The organism is Mucilaginibacter lappiensis (assembly GCF_900155965.1).
Classification (GTDB): domain Bacteria; phylum Bacteroidota; class Bacteroidia; order Sphingobacteriales; family Sphingobacteriaceae; genus Mucilaginibacter; species Mucilaginibacter lappiensis.
Window position 1 is genome coordinate 21,132 of sequence record NZ_FTMG01000017.1, and the last position, 21,881, is coordinate 43,012.

General features: G+C 40.8%; 23 protein-coding genes. 18 read left to right on the top strand and 5 right to left on the bottom strand.

Annotated features, from left to right (window positions below; all coding sequences use genetic code 11):
• Nucleotides 1-202: 202 nt before the first annotated feature.
• The 8 genes from BW976_RS23985 (at nucleotide 203) to BW976_RS29550 (ending at nucleotide 7,170) form a co-directional block, all read left to right on the top strand.
• Complete coding sequence (locus BW976_RS23985; protein WP_076377325.1) at nucleotides 203-577, top strand: methionine-R-sulfoxide reductase; 375 nt, start codon at nucleotides 203-205, stop codon at nucleotides 575-577.
• Nucleotides 578-1,135: 558 nt separating this feature from the next.
• Nucleotides 1,136-2,107: a ribonucleoside-diphosphate reductase small subunit gene (locus BW976_RS23990; RefSeq protein ID WP_076377327.1), complete on the top strand. Its 972-nt coding sequence runs from the start codon at nucleotides 1,136-1,138 to the stop codon at nucleotides 2,105-2,107.
• 49 nt (nucleotides 2,108-2,156) lie between these two features.
• On the top strand, nucleotides 2,157-2,522 hold the full coding sequence (locus tag BW976_RS23995; protein WP_076377329.1) for a four helix bundle protein: 366 nt from the start codon (nucleotides 2,157-2,159) through the stop codon (nucleotides 2,520-2,522).
• Between the two features lie 41 nt (nucleotides 2,523-2,563).
• Nucleotides 2,564-4,936, top strand: coding sequence for a ribonucleoside-diphosphate reductase subunit alpha (locus BW976_RS24000; protein WP_076377331.1), 2,373 nt, complete (start codon nucleotides 2,564-2,566; stop codon nucleotides 4,934-4,936).
• A gap of 166 nt (nucleotides 4,937-5,102) precedes the next feature.
• Complete coding sequence (locus BW976_RS24005; protein WP_076377333.1) at nucleotides 5,103-5,309, top strand: cysteine-rich CWC family protein; 207 nt, start codon at nucleotides 5,103-5,105, stop codon at nucleotides 5,307-5,309.
• A gap of 79 nt (nucleotides 5,310-5,388) precedes the next feature.
• Nucleotides 5,389-6,345 carry an acyltransferase family protein gene (locus BW976_RS24010; protein ID WP_076377335.1) on the top strand — a complete coding sequence of 319 codons (957 nt, stop codon included), beginning with the start codon at nucleotides 5,389-5,391 and terminating at the stop codon, nucleotides 6,343-6,345.
• A 115-nt stretch (nucleotides 6,346-6,460) separates the two neighbouring features.
• Nucleotides 6,461-6,586: a hypothetical protein gene (locus BW976_RS29920; protein ID WP_260170875.1), complete on the top strand. Its 126-nt coding sequence runs from the start codon at nucleotides 6,461-6,463 to the stop codon at nucleotides 6,584-6,586.
• A gap of 410 nt (nucleotides 6,587-6,996) precedes the next feature.
• The gene (locus BW976_RS29550) at nucleotides 6,997-7,170 is read left to right on the top strand and encodes a hypothetical protein (protein ID WP_175614172.1); all 174 of its coding nucleotides are present in this window, start codon (nucleotides 6,997-6,999) and stop codon (nucleotides 7,168-7,170) included.
• 76 nt (nucleotides 7,171-7,246) lie between these two features.
• Here BW976_RS29550 and BW976_RS24015 read toward each other — a convergent pair whose 3' ends face one another.
• A complete protein-coding gene (locus tag BW976_RS24015) occupies nucleotides 7,247-8,452 on the bottom strand; it encodes a LamG domain-containing protein (protein WP_076377337.1) in 1,206 nt (401 codons plus the stop codon).
• An 86-nt stretch (nucleotides 8,453-8,538) separates the two neighbouring features.
• Here BW976_RS24015 and BW976_RS24020 point away from each other — a divergent pair, with 86 nt between their 5' ends.
• The 6 genes from BW976_RS24020 (at nucleotide 8,539) to rpsJ (ending at nucleotide 14,679) form a co-directional block, all read left to right on the top strand.
• Nucleotides 8,539-9,816 carry a hypothetical protein gene (locus BW976_RS24020; RefSeq protein WP_076377339.1) on the top strand — a complete coding sequence of 426 codons (1,278 nt, stop codon included), beginning with the start codon at nucleotides 8,539-8,541 and terminating at the stop codon, nucleotides 9,814-9,816.
• 115 nt (nucleotides 9,817-9,931) lie between these two features.
• Nucleotides 9,932-10,918 (top strand): TolB-like translocation protein, encoded by a 987-nt coding sequence (locus tag BW976_RS24025; protein WP_076377341.1) that lies wholly within the window; start codon nucleotides 9,932-9,934, stop codon nucleotides 10,916-10,918.
• A gap of 177 nt (nucleotides 10,919-11,095) precedes the next feature.
• A complete protein-coding gene (rpsL, locus tag BW976_RS24030) occupies nucleotides 11,096-11,509 on the top strand; it encodes a 30S ribosomal protein S12 (protein ID WP_002993550.1) in 414 nt (137 codons plus the stop codon).
• 19 nt (nucleotides 11,510-11,528) lie between these two features.
• The gene (gene rpsG, locus BW976_RS24035) at nucleotides 11,529-11,996 is read left to right on the top strand and encodes a 30S ribosomal protein S7 (RefSeq protein WP_076377343.1); all 468 of its coding nucleotides are present in this window, start codon (nucleotides 11,529-11,531) and stop codon (nucleotides 11,994-11,996) included.
• A 148-nt stretch (nucleotides 11,997-12,144) separates the two neighbouring features.
• On the top strand, nucleotides 12,145-14,256 hold the full coding sequence (fusA, locus tag BW976_RS24040; protein ID WP_076377345.1) for an elongation factor G: 2,112 nt from the start codon (nucleotides 12,145-12,147) through the stop codon (nucleotides 14,254-14,256).
• A 117-nt stretch (nucleotides 14,257-14,373) separates the two neighbouring features.
• Nucleotides 14,374-14,679, top strand: a complete 306-nt coding sequence (rpsJ, locus tag BW976_RS24045; protein ID WP_022830652.1) for a 30S ribosomal protein S10 — start codon at nucleotides 14,374-14,376, stop codon at nucleotides 14,677-14,679.
• A 323-nt stretch (nucleotides 14,680-15,002) separates the two neighbouring features.
• Here rpsJ and BW976_RS24050 read toward each other — a convergent pair whose 3' ends face one another.
• The 4 genes from BW976_RS24050 to BW976_RS24060 form a co-directional block, all read right to left on the bottom strand.
• On the bottom strand, nucleotides 15,003-16,553 hold the full coding sequence (locus tag BW976_RS24050) for an MAC/perforin domain-containing protein (RefSeq protein ID WP_076377347.1): 1,551 nt from the start codon (nucleotides 16,551-16,553) through the stop codon (nucleotides 15,003-15,005).
• 216 nt (nucleotides 16,554-16,769) lie between these two features.
• Nucleotides 16,770-17,039 (bottom strand): VOC family protein, encoded by a 270-nt coding sequence (locus BW976_RS24055; RefSeq protein ID WP_245834779.1) that lies wholly within the window; start codon nucleotides 17,037-17,039, stop codon nucleotides 16,770-16,772.
• Nucleotides 17,030-17,182, bottom strand: a complete 153-nt coding sequence (locus BW976_RS30110) for a VOC family protein (RefSeq protein WP_394333032.1) — start codon at nucleotides 17,180-17,182, stop codon at nucleotides 17,030-17,032. The genes BW976_RS24055 and BW976_RS30110 overlap by 10 nt, the downstream gene beginning before the upstream one ends.
• Nucleotides 17,183-17,280: 98 nt before the next feature.
• Nucleotides 17,281-18,018: a hypothetical protein gene (locus tag BW976_RS24060; RefSeq protein WP_076377349.1), complete on the bottom strand. Its 738-nt coding sequence runs from the start codon at nucleotides 18,016-18,018 to the stop codon at nucleotides 17,281-17,283.
• A gap of 179 nt (nucleotides 18,019-18,197) precedes the next feature.
• Here BW976_RS24060 and BW976_RS24065 point away from each other — a divergent pair, with 179 nt between their 5' ends.
• The 4 genes from BW976_RS24065 (at nucleotide 18,198) to BW976_RS24080 (ending at nucleotide 21,878) form a co-directional block, all read left to right on the top strand.
• Nucleotides 18,198-18,467 (top strand): hypothetical protein, encoded by a 270-nt coding sequence (locus BW976_RS24065; RefSeq protein ID WP_139332415.1) that lies wholly within the window; start codon nucleotides 18,198-18,200, stop codon nucleotides 18,465-18,467.
• Nucleotides 18,468-18,608: 141 nt separating this feature from the next.
• Nucleotides 18,609-20,216 (top strand): SulP family inorganic anion transporter, encoded by a 1,608-nt coding sequence (locus BW976_RS24070; RefSeq protein WP_084192338.1) that lies wholly within the window; start codon nucleotides 18,609-18,611, stop codon nucleotides 20,214-20,216.
• Between the two features lie 7 nt (nucleotides 20,217-20,223).
• Nucleotides 20,224-20,913 (top strand): carbonic anhydrase, encoded by a 690-nt coding sequence (locus BW976_RS24075; protein WP_076377353.1) that lies wholly within the window; start codon nucleotides 20,224-20,226, stop codon nucleotides 20,911-20,913.
• Between the two features lie 218 nt (nucleotides 20,914-21,131).
• Nucleotides 21,132-21,878: a YoaK family protein gene (locus BW976_RS24080; protein WP_076377355.1), complete on the top strand. Its 747-nt coding sequence runs from the start codon at nucleotides 21,132-21,134 to the stop codon at nucleotides 21,876-21,878.
• Nucleotides 21,879-21,881: the final 3 nt, after the last annotated feature.

The following is a 21,881-nucleotide window of genomic DNA, read 5'->3' on the forward strand; positions in this document are numbered from 1 at the left end:
AACTTTTTATACTTCTGTTTCCCCAACTGCATATCTGATATCTGCACATCCGCACACCCAAATCCCCATGTCAAACCAGTGTAAACAAGCCCCCAGCAGACAATCCATACCAGGAAAATTCCGTATCTTTAAGTAGAGGGAAAGCGATTTCAATCAATAATGAATTGACAATTCAATAACTCACTAAATCACTAATTAAAACATGGAATATAATCAGTTAACACCCGATGAAGAATGGGTAATATTGCATAAAGGAACCGAAAGACCATTTACCGGGGCTTTGCTGGACAATAAGGCCCAGGGCCTATATGTTTGTAAACGCTGCGACACGCCGCTGTATACATCCGAATCAAAATTTGAATCGCACTGCGGCTGGCCAAGTTTTGATGATGAAATACCCGGAGCTGTTAAAAGGGTACCAGATGCCGACGGACGCCGTGTAGAAATTGTATGTGCCAATTGTGGTGCCCATTTGGGTCACGTGTTTGAGGGGGAATACCTCACACCAAAAAATGTGCGCCATTGTGTTAATTCGGTATCGATGAAATTTGTATCGGCCGATGACGTAAAAAAATAATTAAAACTTTCAAGAATATCCCGGCAGGTAATTGACTTGCTGGGATATTTCGTTTTCCACAATTGTAAAGCCGGGCAGTTTTCCGGGTCAATTTCAAAATTGCAATTGATGCTTAGCAAAGCCGTTATACAATTCGCAATAATTGTCGGTGTTAAGTCAACTAATTCTTAATGTTAAATTATCGTTTTCTGCAAATATATGGGCAGCAAATTTCACTCACATTTTTTAACCGACTGTAATCAAGTTCATTAATTTTTTCTTTTGTTGGGCAGGGGTCTTAAAGTGTTAATAACTCGGGTGTTTGTGTAAAACTATCATTAAAAACTTGGGGTTTCAAACATTAACTTTGTTGAACAAGGTTCGCAAAAAGTATTCAAAAGACAGCCGGATGTATTCCCCATCCAAAATACAAGAACTTAGCTGTCAGTACGTTACATAATAAAACCTGTGATTGGTCAGGCCAAACGCAAATATCCAAACTCCCTAATTGAAAAACTGGGGTGGCTTTCGTGTCTGATTGCTTGAAGTAATAAAAAGGAACAATAAAAAAGGTATCATATGAAACAGGAAGATGAAATATTACTCAAAGAAAACAAGGACAGGTTTGTAATTCTGCCGATTAAATATCCTGCTATTTGGGAAATGTACAAAAAGGCCGAAGCCAGTTTTTGGACGGCCGAGGAGATCGACCTGTCGGACGATATGAAACACTGGGAAAACCTGAATGATGGTGAACGCCATTTCATCTCGCACATCCTGGCCTTTTTCGCGGCAAGTGATGGCATTGTGAACGAGAACCTGGCCGTAAACTTCATGAGCGAGGTGCAATTACCCGAAGCCCGTTGTTTTTACGGTTTCCAGATCATGATGGAAAACATCCACTCCGAAACCTATGCCCTGCTTATTGATACTTATATAAAAGACCCGGCCGAAAAAGACCGCCTGTTTCATGCCATTGATACCGTACCATGTGTAGGCAAAAAAGCAGAGTGGGCATTACGCTGGATAAATGATGGCAATTTTGCCGAGCGCCTGGTGGCTTTTGCCGCTGTAGAAGGCATTTTCTTTTCGGGCAGCTTTTGCTCTATATTCTGGCTTAAAAAACGTGGCCTGATGCCAGGGCTTACTTTCAGTAATGAACTGATATCGCGCGATGAAGGTTCACATTGCGAATTTGCCTGCCTTTTATACAAAATGCTGCAAAACAGGCTACCTGCCGAGCAGGTTGTCAAGATCATTACCGACGCGGTAGAGATAGAAAAAGAATTTGTGACCGATGCCCTGCCGGTGAACCTGATTGGTATGAACGCCAAAATGATGAGCCAGTATATTGAGTTTGTGGCCGACAGATGGTTGGGCGAACTGGGTTACGAAAAACATTATGGCGCAAGCAATCCATTTGACTTTATGGAGATGATATCCCTGCAAGGCAAAACCAATTTCTTTGAAAAACGCGTAGGCGACTATCAGAAAAGCGGCGTAATGAACAATGCCGAAAGTAAGGCATTTTCATTGGACGAGGATTTTTAATTAGTGAATGGTTAGTTGGCAATAGTGAGTATTAAGCAATAACACAAACATGTTTTTACAATTAGGGCATACAAAATTAGATGCATACGCTGTTACCAGGCAGTTTGTAAAAGAATGTTACGTTGCCGTTACCCAATTTCCTAATGAAGAAAAATTTATTCTAACACAACAAATAAAACGAGCAGCCCTTTCTGTCCACTTAAATCTGGCGGAAGGAAGCTCAAGAAAATCTGATACTGAAAGAAAAAGGTATTATGAGATAGCCAGAGGATCAATTATCGAAGTCGACGCTGCATTCGATGTAGCTTTAGATTTAGGATATTGTTCAACTGATAGTTTAAGCACACTTGGCGAGATATTGGTTAAGTGTTTTAAATATCTAAGTGCCCTTATTAATTCAATCAAGATCAATTAACAAAATTAACATTAACTACTCACCATTCACAACTCACTAATATGCTTGTAGTAAAAAGAGACGGTAGAAAAGAGTCGGTAAAATTCGACAAGATCACAGCACGTATAGAAAAACTGTGCTATGGGTTTAACCTGGTTGACCCCATTGATGTGGCCAAAAAAGTAATTGAAGGTTTGTTTGACGGGGTTACTACCTCCGAGCTGGATAACCTGGCTGCAGAAACGGCGGCGTCGTTAACCACCAAGCATCCCGATTATGCTTTGCTGGCTTCGCGTATTGCGGTATCCAATCTGCATAAAAATACCATCAAGTCGTTCTCTGAAACCATGCGTTTACTGCATGAATATATCGATCCCAAAACCGGCAAAGATGCTTCTCTTATTGCCGATGATGTTTGGGAAGTTATCGAAGCCAACGCCGAACTGCTGGACAGTACCATTATTTACGACCGTGATTTTGGTTTTGATTACTTCGGTTTTAAAACTTTGGAGAAATCATACCTGTTAAAGATCAACGGTAAAATAGCCGAGCGTCCGCAGCACTTGTTTATGCGTGTATCGGTTGGTATCCACAAAGCCGATATTGAAAGCGCCATTAAAACCTACCATTTAATGAGCGAACGCTGGTTTACCCACGCTACTCCTACACTGTTCAACGCAGGCACACCAAAACCACAAATGTCTTCATGCTTCCTGTTAACCATGAAAGATGACAGCATTGATGGTATATATGATACTTTAAAACAAACCGCCAAAATTTCGCAGAGCGCTGGTGGTATCGGTTTAAGCATTCACAATGTAAGGGCTACAGGCTCGTACATCAGCGGTACAAACGGTACCAGCAACGGTATAATACCAATGCTGCGTGTGTTTAATGATACCGCCCGTTATGTTGACCAGGGTGGTGGCAAACGTAAAGGTGCTTTCGCTATTTATTTAGAGCCTTGGCATGCCGATATATTCGAATTTCTTGACCTGCGTAAAAACCATGGTAAAGAAGAAATGCGTGCCCGCGACTTGTTCTACGCCCTTTGGGTATCTGACTTGTTTATGGAGCGTGTTGAAGCCAACGAGGATTGGAGCTTATTCTGCCCGCACGAAGCACCGGGTTTAGCAGATTGCTTTGGCGCCGAATTTGTTGCATTATACACCCGGTACGAAAAAGAAGGTCGCGCCCGTAAAGTGATCAAAGCGCAGGATCTGTGGTTTGCCGTATTGGATGCCCAGGTTGAAACCGGTACACCATACCTGTTATATAAAGATGCTGCCAACAGCAAATCGAACCAGCAAAATTTAGGTACTATCAAAAGTTCAAACCTTTGTACCGAAATTATGGAGTATACCGATGCTAATGAGATAGCCGTTTGTAACCTGGCTTCGTTAGCATTGCCACGGTACGTTATTGACGGCGCTTTTGATCATCAGAAATTATATGATGTAACCTACCAGGCTACCATTAACCTTAACCGTATCATTGATGGCAACTACTACCCTGTTGCCGAAGCAGAATACTCAAACCTGCGTCACCGCCCTATTGGTTTAGGTGTACAAGGTTTGGCCGATACTTTTATACAGCTGCGTATGCCGTTTGAAAGCGACGAAGCTAAACAATTGAACAAAGAGATCTTCGAAACCATTTACTTTGCTGCCATGACGGCTTCAAAAGACCTGGCCATTGCCGAAGGTCCGTATCAAACTTTCCAGGGTTCGCCATTGTCAAAAGGTAAATTCCAGTTTGACCTTTGGAACGTAGAGCCCGCCAGCACCCGTTGGGATTGGAAAACCCTTCGTAAGGATGTGATGAAACATGGTGTACGTAATTCATTGCTGGTTGCGCCAATGCCAACCGCGTCGACCTCGCAAATATTGGGTAACAACGAGTGCTTTGAACCATATACTTCTAACATCTACACCCGTCGTGTATTGAGTGGTGAGTTCATCGTGGTAAACAAATACTTACTTCGTGACTTGGTTAACCTGGGCTTATGGACTCCGGCTATGAAAGATAAGATCATCAGCGCCAACGGATCTATCCAGGATATTGCCGAAATACCGGCCGATGTTAAAGAACTGTACAAAACCGTTTGGGAGATCAAGATGCGTAATATCATTGATATGGCTGCCGACAGGGGTGCTTATGTTTGCCAGTCGCAATCATTAAACCTGTTCATCAACTCGCCAAACGCTTCGAAATTAACCTCAATGCACTTCTACGCATGGAAAAAAGGTTTAAAAACCGGCATGTACTACCTGCGTACACAAGCTGCGTCGCAAGCTGTTAAATTCACGGTTGAAAACCAGGGCGGTTCAAACATGGAGCCTGTAATACCAGAAGTGGTTGAACAATTGGCAGACAATGTTCCAGAAGGCCCAAGCTGCTCAATGGAAGAAGGTTGCGTAACCTGCTCTGCATAAGGTTTAATTAGTCGATAGACGATAGTCCATGGACCATAGCCATAAAAGCTATAGTTCATGGACTTTTTTTATTAATGACATTGATATTTTATTATTTATCTCAACTTTATCTACTTTCGCTCAGTAAAAACCATGGTCTATTGACTATCGTCCATGGACTAATAAAATGACCAAACACGAGATCATCCGTTGCGAACGCTGCGAGGCACCTTTTGAATGTAAAGCCAATTCATTCAGCAAGTGCCAGTGCAGTACCGTGCAGCTCAGCCTTAACGAGGTGCAGTACGTAAGCGAACTGTACGACGGATGCCTGTGCGCCAGCTGCCTGCTCATCATTCAGCAGGAATACCGCGAGAGCATGGGATTGGTGTAAGGTCCAGTTCTGCGTATCTTCCCTATTTTTATATCCCTTCCCCGTTTCATAACCATACATAATTATGTGATATTTGGTCATGTTCAAAAAGCAAAACCAAATTGAAAGCATTGTACTGTTAAGGGGTATAGCGGCTTTGGGTGTATGTTTTGTGCATTTTTATTTAGCCAATGGGGCACAGTATAGTCAGTTTATGACACGATTGTTTTTTAGTGGGCAGTTGGGAGTCTCTATGTTTTTTGTTATTTCGGGTTTTGTGCTGCCTTATTCCTTAAGTCAAAAGAATTATACGATAAAAGCATTTCCCAATTTCCTTTTAAAAAGAAGCATCCGGATAGATCCGCCTTATTGGGCAACCATCGGGCTATTATTTTTATTAGGAGGGGTATCGTGGCATTTTGATATCAGTCGTTTGGTTTTACATATTTTTTACCTGATACCATTATTTAAAGATTACCAGTGGTACAACAACATCTTCTGGACACTGTGCATCGAATTTCAATATTACATTTTGTTAGGGTTATTCTTCCCGCTGCTTATGCGGCTTAAACCCCTGGTATCTATTTTGATATTCGTACTGATAAGTTTAATATGCCTGTTATTAAAAGTAAACATACGCGAACTGATATTTACCTATTTGTATGATTTTGCAGCTGGTTATATCGTATTTCAATATTTTATCAAAAAGATTAGTCTAAAAACAGCGGTGATATGCTTAATGGCATTTTGTACTGTTGTAGCTTTTAAGGTATCCATATTAACGGGGTTCATCCCTGCAGCTACAGGTTTAACTATCCTTTTGCTCGATAAAAAGGTACCCGCTTTATTTTTGTTCTTGGGCAACATATCGTATTCGCTGTATTTAACCCATACCATCGCGATGCCTCTTTATTTGAGGTTTATAAAAACTTATGTGTCAAACCAGGCATTTTTATGCGTAACTGCTATACTGATCAGCATTATTTTCGCATACGTTTTTTATGTACTGATCGAAAAACCTGCTTTGAAATTCTCCAAAAAAGTTAAGCTGAATTAATACTTTTCATCTAAGTAGTATACATTATCGCCCTCCCATTAATCCTTTTCATTTTTATCAAGTCACATAGGTATACGTTTTTAATTAGATAGATAAAACTTTAAATACGATCATCATGAAAAAGAGATTTTTTGCATATATGTTTTTATTAGCAGCAATTGTATCAGTAACCTCAGGTTGCGTGGTACGCGAAGGTGGATACTATCACCATGGATATTATAACCATTATCGTGGTTATTAATGATTGAAGTTGATTAAGTGAGTAAGTTTTGATAAATGATGAAAGAGCGGTACGTGAGTGTTCCGCTCTTTTTTGTTATTTGGGAGGTTGTTATTTGGGCTAAAGCCCAAAACTGTTCACCTGTAGTCTGTTGGTTAAAACCAACGGCAATGCGGAGCAATCAATTGCTCTTCTGATCTTCAATTCATTGCCGTCCCATTTATGGGACAGATAAAAGAAGTATTTATAGGCTTTAGCCAAACCGTCCTATTGCTGATAATTGGAGTAGCAAGCAAAACAAGTATAACTGGATATGTCATACCAATACCATTCTCTACCACCCTATACCCTCCTATTAATCCTTTCCATTTTAATCCAGTCAAACTTGTGTAATGCCTGTTAGTTAGACAGCCACATTAATGACTATCACCATGAAAAAGAATTTGTTTGCATATATGCTGTTATTAACAGCAATAGTATCAGTAACCTCTGGTTGCATGGTACGTGAAGGATACGGAAACCGCCGTTATCATCATGACCGGTATTATAATAACGGTTATGACAACGGTTATAACCGCGGCGATCATCATGATCGTGGTTATTAAAGAAAGTGCTAAAGGTGAGTTTGTTTTGATTAATGATGGAAAGGGCGGTGAGTAATCACCGCTCTTTTTTTGTTTTTTACTGCTGCAAAACCGTTAGACCATCCATAGTTTGCATACGGGCAACAATACCCCAGCCATAAAAGTAGTTAGATACCCCAATAATCAGTTCGTTATCGCCCGCTTTAAGCGGGATATCAAAAGCGGAGTTAGCAATATCCAGCCTGCCATCTGGGTATTTCCGGATAGGCTCTGGGTATTGGTTCTTATCTACATAAAGCAACCCGCGGTTAATAAATACATATACCTCGTTGCTAAAACCCAACTGAATCCTGGCAATTTGTTCTTTGGTAGAGTGTATGATAGTTTTAAGCCATACATAACGATTCTTATCCTGCACGCCACCGTAGCGGTTCTCCACCCCTCCAAACACACGGGTAAGGTTAATCAGCCCTCTCCGCTCGGTCAATATGGGCTTCCATTTGGTGGTATCTGTCGGCAGGTCTTTAATAATGAGTTCCCGTCCGTTTTCCAGGAATTGAGAGGCCGATACATCCCAACGGCGGATGTAATTGATATCATGATTGGTCAGGTCTGCCCCTTCTTCCGGTGATAGACCTTCCGTTTCATTAGGTTTTATGGTGAGATTAGCGAAGTAGCCTGGCCCGTCAAAGGCTATTGTACCCGCATGGCTTTCCCCCTCCAGACGCGGAATGTACAGCACCGGCCGTTCCATATTATTAAGGTATACCTTCATCTGCAAGCCTGATATAACCAGTTTAAAATGGTTCCAGTCATCGTTACGAATAGGTGCTGGCCCCTGGAACTGGTTATATATGTTCCACATGTTTATACCATGCAGTATAGGTGCATATTGGATGCCATCATTCCGCTGCAGGCTTTCATCGGGCCGGGTACGCAAATAAACTATTTCGCTTTCGCTGGGGTTTTGTTGCCTGAAGTATACACTCATGAACGAGGGCTTGCTGCCATCAACGGGCTGCGTATCAAACTCAATGGTACCATTAGTAAAATTAAAATCCTTTAATATCACCTGGTTATTGCCGTTTTTGCCCCGAACTATTTTCATGGCTTTTACATTTTTGTAGGTCAAAAATTCTGCGTGCTGCTTAATGGTATCCCAACGGCTCGCTTCAAAGGGAATATTGATGGTTTTGCCCTTGCCGCTTTTTACCTGGGCCATGCCCACAGTATTTAATAGAAACAGGCAGAGCATACTTGTAATTAATGGTTTAATTTTGTGTGGATTAAGTTTATTTTTCATCTTTATGAGTATTTTAGCTAAAGGTGAAATTGTATTGGCATAAACCCATATTCAATTACATTCAATCACATTCACGGTCATAAACCATGCAGGAAGAGGCTCCATATATTAATACCTGGTGCAAAACGGTAGAAAAATCACTGGATTGGGGCAAAAGCTCGTCCTGGAGTGATCATGATTTTGAAAAACTGGGCGAACTTATATTTCAAAAAACGGGTACCCTGCTAAGCATCACCACCCTTAAACGTATCTGGGGACGGGTTAAATACAACAGCTCACCTACTACGGCGACGCTAAATACCATGGCACGCTTTGCTGGGTCCGAGGACTGGCGTACCTACAAAAAAAACATACAAACCAATCAAAAATCTGATAGTCTACCTGTTACTCAGGTTGGCGTTAAACAAAAAAAGCATGATATAGCTAAGCTTGCCGTGGCGTTAGTTATTGCGGCGTTAGGGTTTTTGGCCGCCTGGAACGCAAGCCCTAAAAAGACAGTCAAACCCAATTTAAATGGTGTGGTTAAATTCTCGAGCAGAAAAGTGACCGACGGCCTGCCCAATTCTGTTGTGTTTGATTATGATGCATCGGCTTTAAATATAGATAGCGTAACCCTACAGCAAACCTGGGACCCAAGCAGGGTAGAAAAACTGGCTACCAGCGGGCGGCAGCATACCTCTATCTATTATTATCCCGGTTATTTTACAGCAAAGTTGATAGCCAACGGGCAGATAAAAAAAGAGAGCCCGGTATTTATAAAAACCCACGGGTGGATGGGTATTATCAGACGAAACAACAATCCGATTTATCTGGCCGATAAGGATATCCATCAGCCCGGCGGCATGGGCCTCGACAGTAAAACACTGGCCTTAAAATTATCATCACCAGTTTTTAATGATCAATGGCTCAGTTTTTACAACGTGGGGGAATTTAACGGTCTGGAGGGTGGTAATTTTACTTTAGAAACCACGCTGCGTAACACCTCGCGGGTAGATGAATCATCCTGCCGCAAAATTATCCTGTATATTTTAGGTAAACAAAACGCCATCATTATTCCCCTGGCTGATAAAGGTTGTATTTCGGACCTCGATATATACACCTCTTCCGATTGGGTATCGGGTAAAGACCACGACCTGAGCGCTTTTGGTTGCGATTTCGGCAGCTTTCAAAAACTCAAATGCGAGGTTAGGAATATGAAGTTAAGTGTGTATCTAAATAACAAACTCATATTTACAAAACCCATCACCCAAACCATTACTCAAATTGCCGGTATCTGTATCGCCTTTGAAGGCTCCGGCGAGATAAAGAATATAAAATTGGGTAATAGTGATAAGGTAGTGCTGGATGATCAATTTGCCGATTGATATTGCAAGCCATTGAATAATAAACCACAGCTATTAAAAACAGTTGCCCATGTATTGAAAAAGATTCTTTTATAAAAAACTTATTGCAAGCTTTATTATAACAAGCCGTTTTTTTATGAAAAGAATTTTACCCGTTAAAGAGGGTTTAAATGCCAGCACTGCCGCTGGTTATTTGATCCTGATTGCCTTATGTGCTATATACTCTTTCAGTTATGGACAAACAAACATTATAGATACAGGCATTATGCCCCAGGTTTTTGCGCCAGGCGTAATATCCACCCCAAATTATGAGTGGTCAACAACCTTTACGCCCGATGGCCAAACCGTTTACTCCAGCATGGGAAGTATTTACTGGACCATCATTTTTTCGAAACAGCAGAACGGGAAATGGATGCCACCACAGGTTGCTTCATTTTCGGGTAAATTCAGGGATACCGATCCCTTCGTGACACCCGATGGAAAAAAGATCTTCTTTATATCCAACCGTCCACTAAAAGATAAACCCCAGGACAAAGCACAACAGATAGAGCATATCTGGTATGCCAACCACCTGACAGATGATGATTGGGATACACCTCAACTCCTTGATTCGGCTATCAATTTAACCGGCATTGGCAATTATGCTCCCTCGGTAAGCGCAAAGGGTACACTTTTTTATTGCTCGCGTCGTAAAGAACTTACCGGTATGCAAAGTTTTTATACTAAGTGGCTGGGCAATCATTATGATAAACCCCAGCAACTTATTATTCCGGGTGTAAGCGAAATACAAGACCCCTTTATCGCTCCAGACGAAAGCTACCTTGCTTTTTTAAGCGGTAACGATATCTACATTAGTTTTAAACAAAACAACAACTGGGGCCAGGCTCAAAAGCTAGGTGCAGCTGTTAATAATGGCGATGCTAATTCTTCACCCTGTATTTCGGCTGATGGAAAAACGTTGTATTATAGCTCCAACCGTATACAAGGATTTTATAAACGCGACCCGAAAAAACCGGCCCTTAATTATGATGAACTCGTCAAAGAAAACAACAGCCTCTTCAATAGCCAGGGCAATATCTTAATGATCCCTATCCACTTACCACAGCACTCTGGTAATAAATAATTTAGCTCTCAATCCTACTATAAAACCCACTTAAAAATCCGGCTCTCACACCCCGCACCCACACTACATCAACCTATTACAAAAACTTTTTCACCCAACCCCTTGAAAATCAAAAAATAGTAGCTACCTTTGCAGTCCTTAAAATAAGGATAAAACAGTAAATACAAAAAAGGAAAAATGCCTACTATTCAGCAATTAGTTAGAAAAGGTAGAGTAGCTCTGGTTGACAAGAGTAAGTCACCAGCGTTGGACAGCTGTCCACAGCGAAGAGGCGTATGCACCCGTGTGTATACCACTACCCCTAAGAAACCAAACTCAGCAATGCGTAAAGTTGCCCGTGTGCGCTTAACCAACGGAAAAGAAGTAAATGCTTACATCCCAGGTGAAGGTCACAACTTACAGGAGCACTCCATCGTGTTGATCCGCGGTGGTCGTGTTAAGGATTTACCAGGTGTACGTTACCACATCATCCGTGGTGCATTAGATACATCAGGTGTAGCCGGTCGTAACCAACGTCGTTCTAAATATGGTACTAAACGCCCTAAACCAGGTCAAGCTGCTGCAGCCCCTGCAAAAGGTAAAAAGAAATAATTAAGGAGGATAGATAGCAATGAGAAAGTCAAAACCAAAAAAGAGAATTATCCTTCCTGATCCAAGGTTCAATGATACCCTGGTAACAAGGTTTGTAAATAACATGATGTATGATGGTAAAAAATCTACCGCGTACTCTATCTTTTACAACGCAGTTGATATTGTTGAGAAAAAAACCAGCGAAAGCGGTTTAGAGACCTGGAAAAAGGCTTTAAACAATGTAATGCCTGCTGTTGAAGTAAAAAGCCGCCGTGTAGGTGGTGCTAACTTCCAGGTACCTACAGAAGTTCGTCCGGAGCGTAAAATAGCTTTAGGTATGAAATGGCTGATCAGCTATGCCCGTCGTCGTGGTGAAAAAACCATGATGGAGAAATTAGCCGGTGAGATCATATCAGCAGCTAAAGGTGAAGGCGCAGCAGTGAAGAAAAAAGAAGATACGCACAAAATGGCTGAAGCCAACAAAGCGTTCTCACACTTTAGATTCTAATTATAAAAAGATTACACCGATATAGAAAGGATTACACCGATTATATATTGAGATTACACCGGTTTAGTATGATTGTACTTTTATAAGTTAATCATTAACAAATCGGTGTAATTATTAAATAAATCAGTGAAATCACAAAGTAAATAAAATGTCAAGAGATCTAAGATATACAAGAAACATAGGTATTGCCGCTCACATTGATGCCGGTAAAACTACTACTACGGAGCGTATCCTTTATTACTCGGGCGTAAGCCACAAAATTGGTGAAGTGCACGAAGGTGCTGCAACCATGGACTGGATGGCGCAAGAGCAGGAACGCGGTATTACTATCACATCTGCAGCTACAACTGTAGATTGGAATTACAGAGGACACAAATATCATATCAACATTATTGATACACCAGGTCACGTGGATTTTACCGTTGAGGTAAACCGCTCACTGCGTGTATTAGATGGTTTAGTATTCCTTTTTAGCGCGGTTGATGGTGTTGAACCACAATCAGAAACCAACTGGAGGCTTGCCAATAACTATAACGTTGCCCGTATAGGTTTCGTTAATAAAATGGACCGTTCTGGTGCCGACTTTTTGAATGTTGTAAAACAGGTGAAAAGTATGTTAGGCAGCAACGCTGTACCTTTACAGTTACCCATTGGTGCTGAAGAGAAATTTACAGGAGTTGTTGATTTAATTAACTGGAGAGGTATTGTTTGGAATGAGCATGATAAAGGTATGACCTTTACTGAAGTGCCGATTCCGGAGGATATGATTGAGGAAGCAACCGAGTGGAGAGAGAAATTATTGGAATCAGTAGCTGAGTATGACGAAAGCCTGATGGAAAAATTCTTTGACGCTCCTGAAACCATCACTGAACGCGAAGTGCTTGACGCTTTACGTAAAGCTGTTTTAGATGCTAAAATTGTTCCTATGGTTTGCGGTTCATCATTCAAAAACAAGGGTGTACAAACTATGCTTGATTACGTGATGGAATTATTGCCATCGCCAATGGATGTTGAAGGTATTATAGGTCATCATCCTGATACAGGTGTAGAAATTTTGCGTAAACCATCAGAAAAAGAGCCGTTCGCAGCTTTAGCGTTTAAAATTGCAACCGATCCTTTCGTAGGCCGTTTGTGTTTTATCCGCGTATACTCAGGTAATTTAGAGGCTGGTTCATATGTGCATAACATGCGTTCTGACAACAAAGAGCGTATCTCCCGTATATTCCAGATGCATGCTAACAAGCAAAACCCAATCCCTAACGTAGGTGCTGGTGATATTGCTGCGGTAGTAGGCTTTAAGGATATTAAAACAGGTGATACCCTTTGCGACGAGAAACACCCGATCATTCTGGAGTCAATGAACTTCCCTGAGCCGGTTATCGGTTTAGCTATTGAGCCTAAAACACAGGCTGACGTAGATAAATTAGGTATAGCTTTAGGTAAATTATCCGAAGAAGATCCAACTTTCCACGTAAAATCAGACGAAGAAACCGGCCAGACTGTAATTTCAGGTATGGGCGAGCTTCACTTGGATATTATCATGGACCGCTTAAAACGTGAGTTTAAAGTAGAAGTTAACCAGGGTGCGCCACAAGTTGCTTACAAAGAAGCAATTACAGGTACAGTTCAACACCGTGAAACTTACAAGAAACAAACAGGTGGTCGTGGTAAATTTGCTGATATCCAGGTTATCCTTTCTCCAAACGATGAAGGCAAAGAGGGTTTACAGTTTGTGAACGAAATTAGCGGTGGTTCAATCCCTCGTGAGTTTATCCCATCTGTTGAAAAAGGCTTTAAAGCATCAATGGATAATGGTGTATTAGCAGGGTTCCCGCTAACCAGCTTAAAAGTAAGGTTAATTGATGGTTCGTTCCACGCGGTCGATTCAGATGCACTATCTTTCGAGTTAGCTGCAAAAATGGCTTACCGTGAGGCATTGCCAAAATGTAAACCAGTATTGCTTGAGCCGATCATGAAAATCGAGATCCTTACCCCTGAAGAAAACATGGGTGATGTTATCGGTGACATGAACCGTCGTCGTGGCCAGCTTTTAGGTATGGATTCACGTGCAGGTGCACAGGTAATTAAAGCTACTGTACCACTTTCAGAAATGTTTGGTTATGTAACCCAGTTACGTACTATCACTTCAGGCCGTGCTACTTCAACCATGGAGTTTGATCACTATGCTGAAGCGCCACGTAACGTACAGGAAGAAGTAGTTGCCAAAGTAAAAGGCAAAAAAGCTGCTGCTAACGCGTAAATAAATCTTTGATTACACCGATCTTTTTGTGATTTCACAGATTATCGGTGTAATCTTAAATAATAAATCAATTACCCTAATAAATAGCTCTTAGGGTGGTTAAAATCAAAAACAACAATGAGCCAAAGAATCAGGATCAAATTAAAATCTTACGATTACAACCTGGTAGATAAATCTGCCGAGAAAATCGTAAAAACAGTAAAGCCAACAGGCGCTGTAGTTAGCGGACCACTTCCGTTACCAACCGAAAAGAAAATTTTCACCGTATTACGTTCACCCCACGTAAACAAAAAAGCACGTGAGCAATTTCAATTATGCTCATACAAGCGCTTATTAGACATTTACAGCTCTAATTCAAAAACTGTAGATGCCCTGATGAAGCTTGAATTGCCTAGCGGTGTTGAAGTTGAGATCAAAGTTTGATAGACGACCGGCCCACTGAAAGGTGTGGGACAACATAAAAAAACACCATCCGGTTTCGGATGGTGTTTTTTTGTTTAAAAGTTTATCTTTAATAATGCGTTAGAGTATCGGTACTATTGTTTCGGCTATTCTGAAAAGCATAGAATCCATAAAATAACCAAGGCGGCAGGTAGTAAAAAAAACTGATAATACTTTTAATTAGCCCCAGCCAATTAAAGAAATAACTCCTCTAACTTCTATTCCTTTACAATAATATATCTACAGTAAAGGCCAGTTTAAACCGGCCTTTACTGTTATAGAAATTCAATAAGATGATATTCTAATTATTTAAAGCTTCCTGCTCTTTGGCTTCTCTTGCCTCCATCTGTACCAGTCGAATACTCTAATGAATATTGGCCACCGTCTAATCCATTATAATATAAGGCTACGTTACCATCATTTTGCACCAACATATAGGCTCTGCGCGCATTTTCTAATCCAGCAGTTCCACCACGTGCCTCTGTATATGAAGCCCAAATATCTTGTTCATTTCCAGCACTCGTAACTTTCTTCAATATAAGGTTTCCATCGGCAGCATAATATAACCTGTAAGTCCAACCACTTGCAGTTGAGTTAGTTTTACTGTTCCATAAGCCTACGCCTCCGGAATTATACAAAACAAGATTACCATCACTTTGCAAAACAAGTTTGTATACACCATTTTGAGAATATAATGTATTGGTTCCGTTCGAAGATAAGATCGGAAGCGCCCCCGTGTGAATGGCATCAGCTGGTATAGGAGTTGATATCAGTTTGGCTCTTGATGCCCAATCGGCTGGTAATCCGCTACCCTGAACTGGTTCTGGAGTTACCGTTACCTGGTTATTAACAAGGTACTGAGCGATATAATCTTTTACAGCCTGTTGCTTACTGGCATCACTAATTAGGTCATAAAGTGGGATGAGGCTATCTTTGCTGCCAAACTGTATAAATGCTGCATTATCACGTGTACAGCTACTCTGCCAGTTATTGATATCTACTTTAGGCGAAGTATTATCCAAACTAATGGGGCCGGCAATAAGTCCTTTAGTGCCATCTCCACCTACTGTAGTGTAATACATGGATTGATTGTAATTTGAATTAATATCACTAGTTGAATAATCCATATCAGCAGAAAGGTTAAATGATTTAAACAAAGCATTATAACTCATACCAGCTTTTACACCCATTGCTTTATTTGAACTACTTGATTCAGACCGATAATAAACGCTGAGCTTTGCTCCTAAAATGATATCCGTTAAAACATGCGTACCATACTTTGCCACTAACTGCTGCGCTGTCATACTATTAACATCGGCGGTAAACTGGGCAGTTAAATATGTTGACTTAAGCAGGGACGATGGAGCGCTAAATTTTAGTCTTTTCTGTCTAATGAGTTCAGAAGTACTTGCATAAGAGTATTTGGACGAAATAGTACTATTTTCATGAAAGGCCGCTGTAAATGTTGATTTAAACAATGGCCCGACACCATTGGTTAACGTAATAGACGTAGCCAGACTTTTAGAATACTCCTCTGCATTACCACCTGCAAAATATTGAAAAGTAGTATTAACATTAACGTCGGTAGTATACAAGTCAGGCGCATCATGTACCAGTTTATCTACATCTATCACTCTAAAGGTAGATGAATTTGAACTGGCATATTCGCCGGTTACATCGTAGCCAAAGCCTAGTAGATCATACTTATTATCCCCGGCAGATCGTGTGGTTAATTTTGAAGTCGTATTATCCGTTCCGGTTACGCGTGTAATGTCCTTTTTACAACTTGCCACAATTGACGTTAATGCAATAACGCTACCTGCAGCTAAAACTTTTAAGTTTAGATTTTTTAACATAATTTACTAATAATATTTATTTATAATATAAAATTTGGCGAAAATACATTAATAAATTCATATACATAATAAATTATATTTAAATATAACTTAAAATAAAAAAAAATATAAATAACTTAAAATCAATAATATAAATAATAATTTACATCATATTATTATTAAAAAACACAAAAAAAGCCATCCTCTATGGGATGGCTTCTCATTCTTTTTGCAATCTTACATCTGTTTGGGTATAGCACTGGCATCTATATACGAAAACTCCCATAGGTGGCCGTCAAGATCCTCAAAACCATGGTTATACATCCAGCCATAATCTTGTATATCGCTCACCACTGCTGTGGCTCCAGCCGCTACGGCCTTACGCACTATCTCATCAACTGCTTCGCGGCTGTCTAACGAAATGCAATGGATGCTTTCATTTACTTTGGTAGTATCAGCTATCTCCTTTTTAATAAATGATTTAAAAAAGGGCTCGGTTAACAGCATAAAAAATATATTATCACTGATAACCAAGGCCCACCCTGCTCATTCGTAAACTGCGGATTAAAACTATAACCCAGGCTGGTGAAAAATTGGATAGATCTGTTGAGATCTTTAACAGCCAGATTTATAAAAATTTGAGTTGCCATAATGCTTGTTGCTTTGATTTATAATACAAACATACACGCATTAATCAACTGCGAACAGGGGCAAAAGCGACAAATTAAGGGCAAATTATGACAATGAATTAATTACCTTGTATTTTCGATTTAATCTCAGCCCTTACCTTGTTCAAAGTATCGCCAATTCGCTGCTCGATATTATTTATTTCACCATGAGCCACCAGGTTTCTAATTTTATTCATTTCGCTCAACTCTCGTAATGATTCCCGGGTAATGGCCCCTCTTTCGTATAAAGACCTGATAATTTGCCCAAGTGGCATAAAGTCCCGAAAACGGCCAAATGCTTCTAGTTTGTATTTCTTTGCTAAATCTCTTAATAACGTTTCCAACTCGGTGAAGCTCTCTAAAAACTTAGCACGCGTTAAAGAAACCCCTTGTGTAGGTTCAAAAACACCTCCGTCTTCTTTGATCAATTTTTCGACTGTTTTCTTGACCTTATCAGGATCGATAATAAAAATAACAAAAGTAATTGCCCATACAACGGTTACTACATTTACCAGCCCTACAATGATGGCTATTACTAAATTGTAGATACCAAAATCATAACCATTGATAAAAACTACGCCTAAGCTTAATAATATGGAGAAGCCGGTAAGAATAAATAAGGCTTTTAATCTTTTAAAGTATTGGTTTTTAATATCAACATAAATTACTTCCAGGGTTTCATCTTTTTCAACTTGCTTATCCATCAAATCATAAGAAAAGAAGAAACCTGCTGCCAGAAATCCTATAAAGGCTGCAATTGCCTGAGCTGAAGAACTAAATAACCAGTATACATTGTCGGCTCCCTTATAAGCAATCATGATATTTCACAATTCAGGTTGTTTGTAATAGATTAAAAATAGTAATTAAATTGTAAGATTAGACTAAAACCATATTCCCCACGTTTTAAGAACTGTATTTTTGTATATTTGTAGTAATGAGGATCAGGAATTTCAAAACGCTGATAGTAGTAATGTTTATGGGTGTCTTTATGATAAAGATGGCCATATCACTTGCTCCTGCGTTTTTGTATCTTGATAACAAAACTGTAAGAGCGGTTATATTACAACTTGAGCAGGAATCTAAAACCGAAAAAGAAAATCCGGACAAGGATGCTTTTAAGGAGAAAAAAGCCTTTGATGATTACTATCTGCACAGTGTATCCTATATTACATTTGTTGTAGAAAACAATGTACTCCATAACCAGGAAGATCATCTGTACAAACAGGCATATCACCCTGTTGTTCCCACGCCTCCACCCAACGTTTAAATGATTAACCGGATACTTCCCTATCCGGATGTTAACGCTTTACAATTCATTTAAATTTTATCAAAACAATTTATTAACGATGATGAATTTATTATCCTGATCATCTGTCAGGACGATGTTTTCATTCCAATTATCGATCTTATGCAAGATAAGCAAGGTGGCTTTGCTGTGGGCAATCTCAACCTGAAAAAATATTTCTTACCCAAAAACTTAAAGAAGGATCTTCCGTCGAGTATTGTTGTATTCCTGGTGGCGCTGCCTTTATGTTTGGGTATTGCCCTGGCATCCGGCGCTCCGCTGTTTGCCGGTGTATTAACAGGCATTATTGGCGGTATAGTTGTAGGCACACTAAGTGGGTCGCAGCTGAGTGTGGCCGGACCAGCTGCCGGTTTAACCGTTATTGTATTAAATGCCATAACTACACTTGGCTCATACGAAACTTTTTTGCTTGCTATTGTGCTGGCCGGTGTTTTCCAAATGCTTTTGGGTATATTAAAAGCAGGTACTATAGCCAACTACTTCCCCTCTTCGGTAATTGAGGGTATGCTTGCGGCTATAGGTATTATCCTGATCATGAAGCAGTTTCCACACGCTGTTGGTTATGATGCCGACTTTGAAGGTGATGAACGCTTTAGCCAGACAGACGAGCACAATACTTTTTCAGGAATATTAAGAGCGGTTGCCCGGATCAACTATGGAGCGGTGATCATTGCTGGGGTTTCCATCCTATTGCTTATCTATTGGCCCAAGTTTAAAAAACTGGCTGTAGTACCAGCCCCGTTGCTGGTTGTTTTGACGGGTATTGGTCTGAGCGCCGCATTTGCCGGAACCGGTTTTGCCTTATTGGATAAGCAGTTTGTACGCATACCTATTGTAAACAGCAGCGCCGAATTTTTCGGTTTGTTTAAATCGCCGAATTTTGGTGACATTGGTAACAAACAGGTTTGGATAACGGCGTTTACCATAGCTGTGGTAGCCAGTTTAGAGACCTTGCTTAGCCTGGAAGCTGTTGATAAGATCGATCCGATAAAGCGTATATCACCCACCAACCGCGAACTGGTGGCCCAGGGAATTGGTAATATTACCAGTGGTTTATTAGGCGGTTTGCCTATGACAGCCGTAATTGTTCGTTCATCGGCCAACGTAAATGCCGGTGCCCGTACCAAAATGAGTAGTATAACCCACGGTTTGCTCCTGCTGGTATCCTTGCTTTGCATCCCGTTCCTCATCAATCTTATCCCGTTATCGTGCCTGGCAGCTATACTGCTCATGACCGGTTATAAACTAACCCGCATCGGCCTGTTTAAGCATATGTGGCAGTTAGGGTTGAACCAGTTTATCCCGTTTGTAGTCACTATAGTAGCAGTGGTATTAACCGACCTGCTGATAGGTGTGGGCATCGGTATGCTGGTAGGGATATTTTATATCCTGCGTACTAATTTACGCAACCCATATTTCTACCAGATCGACCGCAATGGCGATAAAAAGGTGGTCAGGATAAAGCTTGCGGAGGAAGTATCCTTCTTAAATAAAGCTGCCATACAAGTTACGCTAACCAGCTTACCCAAAGGCACAGATGTGATCATTGATGGCTCCAATTCCAGGTATATTGACCCGGATGTGATCGAGATCATTCACAATTACAAGCATAACGCCTACACCAAAGGCATCGTTGTGCAACTACACGAAATAAAGGACAAGTACGATGTACCTCCTTTAAAAGAATTAATGTATAACCCCACTAACTAAGAAAATCATGACCTCAATAGATAATAATTTCCAATTGGTTAACGACAATAGCTATAATGCCCTGATACGCGGCAACAGCCAATGGGTTGACCTAAAACTGAAAGAAGATTCAGACTATTTTAAAAAACTGGCCAAAGGCCAAAGCCCCGAAGTATTATGGATAGGCTGCGCCGATAGCCGCGTACCTGCCAATGAAGTAACTGGCACCAAGCCCGGTGAAGTATTTGTGCACCGCAACATTGCCAACGTGGTAGTACATACCGATATGAATATGCTAAGCGTATTGGATTACGCTGTAAATGTGCTGAAAGTAAAACACGTTATTGTGGCCGGTCATTACGGCTGTGGTGGTGTAGCCGCCGCCATGAGCAACAAACAATTTGGCGTTATCGACAACTGGTTACGCCATATAAAAGACGTTTACCGCTTACACGCCAAAGAACTGGATGCCATTGAAGATGTCCAGGAACGTACCAATCGCCTGGTCGAACTTAACGTAAGCGAGCAGGTATATAATGTGTGCAAAACATCCATCATTCAAAATGCCTGGATGGAACGTCACGACCTGGAGGTTCATGGCTGGGTAATTGACCTGGGTTCGGGCCTGATCAAGGACCTTAAAGTATCCAGCAGCAGTCCGCATAACCTGGGTTATGTGTATGAGTTAGACAGCTTAAATGCTGTGGCTCAACATTAATTGAGGCTGCTGCCCTTAAGCCTTCAAAGATTCTCCCCACGACCTGCAAAGGGAGAGGTTTATGTTTGGTTTGCCCCGGTTCATGGAAATGGCCGGGGTTCTTTTTTGGACGTTACTCGATAGACGCATGTAATGTGTCTTATAAAATTTTAATTTCATACATCCCTCTCATTATTTTTATCCTATTTTTATCCTGAAGCAACAAGCAGGGAAATTTTATGCTGAGGCAATCAAAGGAAACACGCACTTTAAAGCAAAATCTTTTACTGGCATCGTCAACCGCTTTTGTATCGGGGGTAACCAATGTAGCGGGGATGATTGCTTTTCTGGCATTCACATCCAATATCACCGGGCATGTGGCCAACCTGGCCAAGCATATTGTGGAGCAAAACTGGGCTGAGATGGTAGTATTTATTATCTGGCTAATGATGTTTTTTGCAGGTGCCTTTATATCCAACTTCATTGTGCACTCACTGGAGCATAAAAGCCGTTACCGGGCGCACTCTATCCCAATCATTATCGAAATTATACTGCTACTGTTTGTGGCTATCTACGGTCATAATTTTTACCAGGAAACCGAAACAGAGCGCGAAATAGTGATCGGGGTGATCATCTTTTCAATGGGCTTACAAAACAGCCTGGTGTCTACCATATCCGGCGGATTGATCAAATCAACCCATTTAACCGGCCTGTTTACCGACCTGGGAGGCGATGTATCTGAATGGTTTCATCCCAATACCGCCAAAACTGAAACTACCCGGAACAAGATCTATGTGCGGCTCACGGTGTTAGGCTTTTATTTTTTCGGGGGTATCATGGGCGGATTCTTTTTTAATTTGTATGATTTTGCGATATTCTATTTCATTCCGCTAATTTTGCTTACCATTTTATATTACGATCTTTCGCCGGTGGCATTGCATAAAATCAGCCGGGTATTCCGGACAGATAAAAGCAGGCCGGTTTAGATC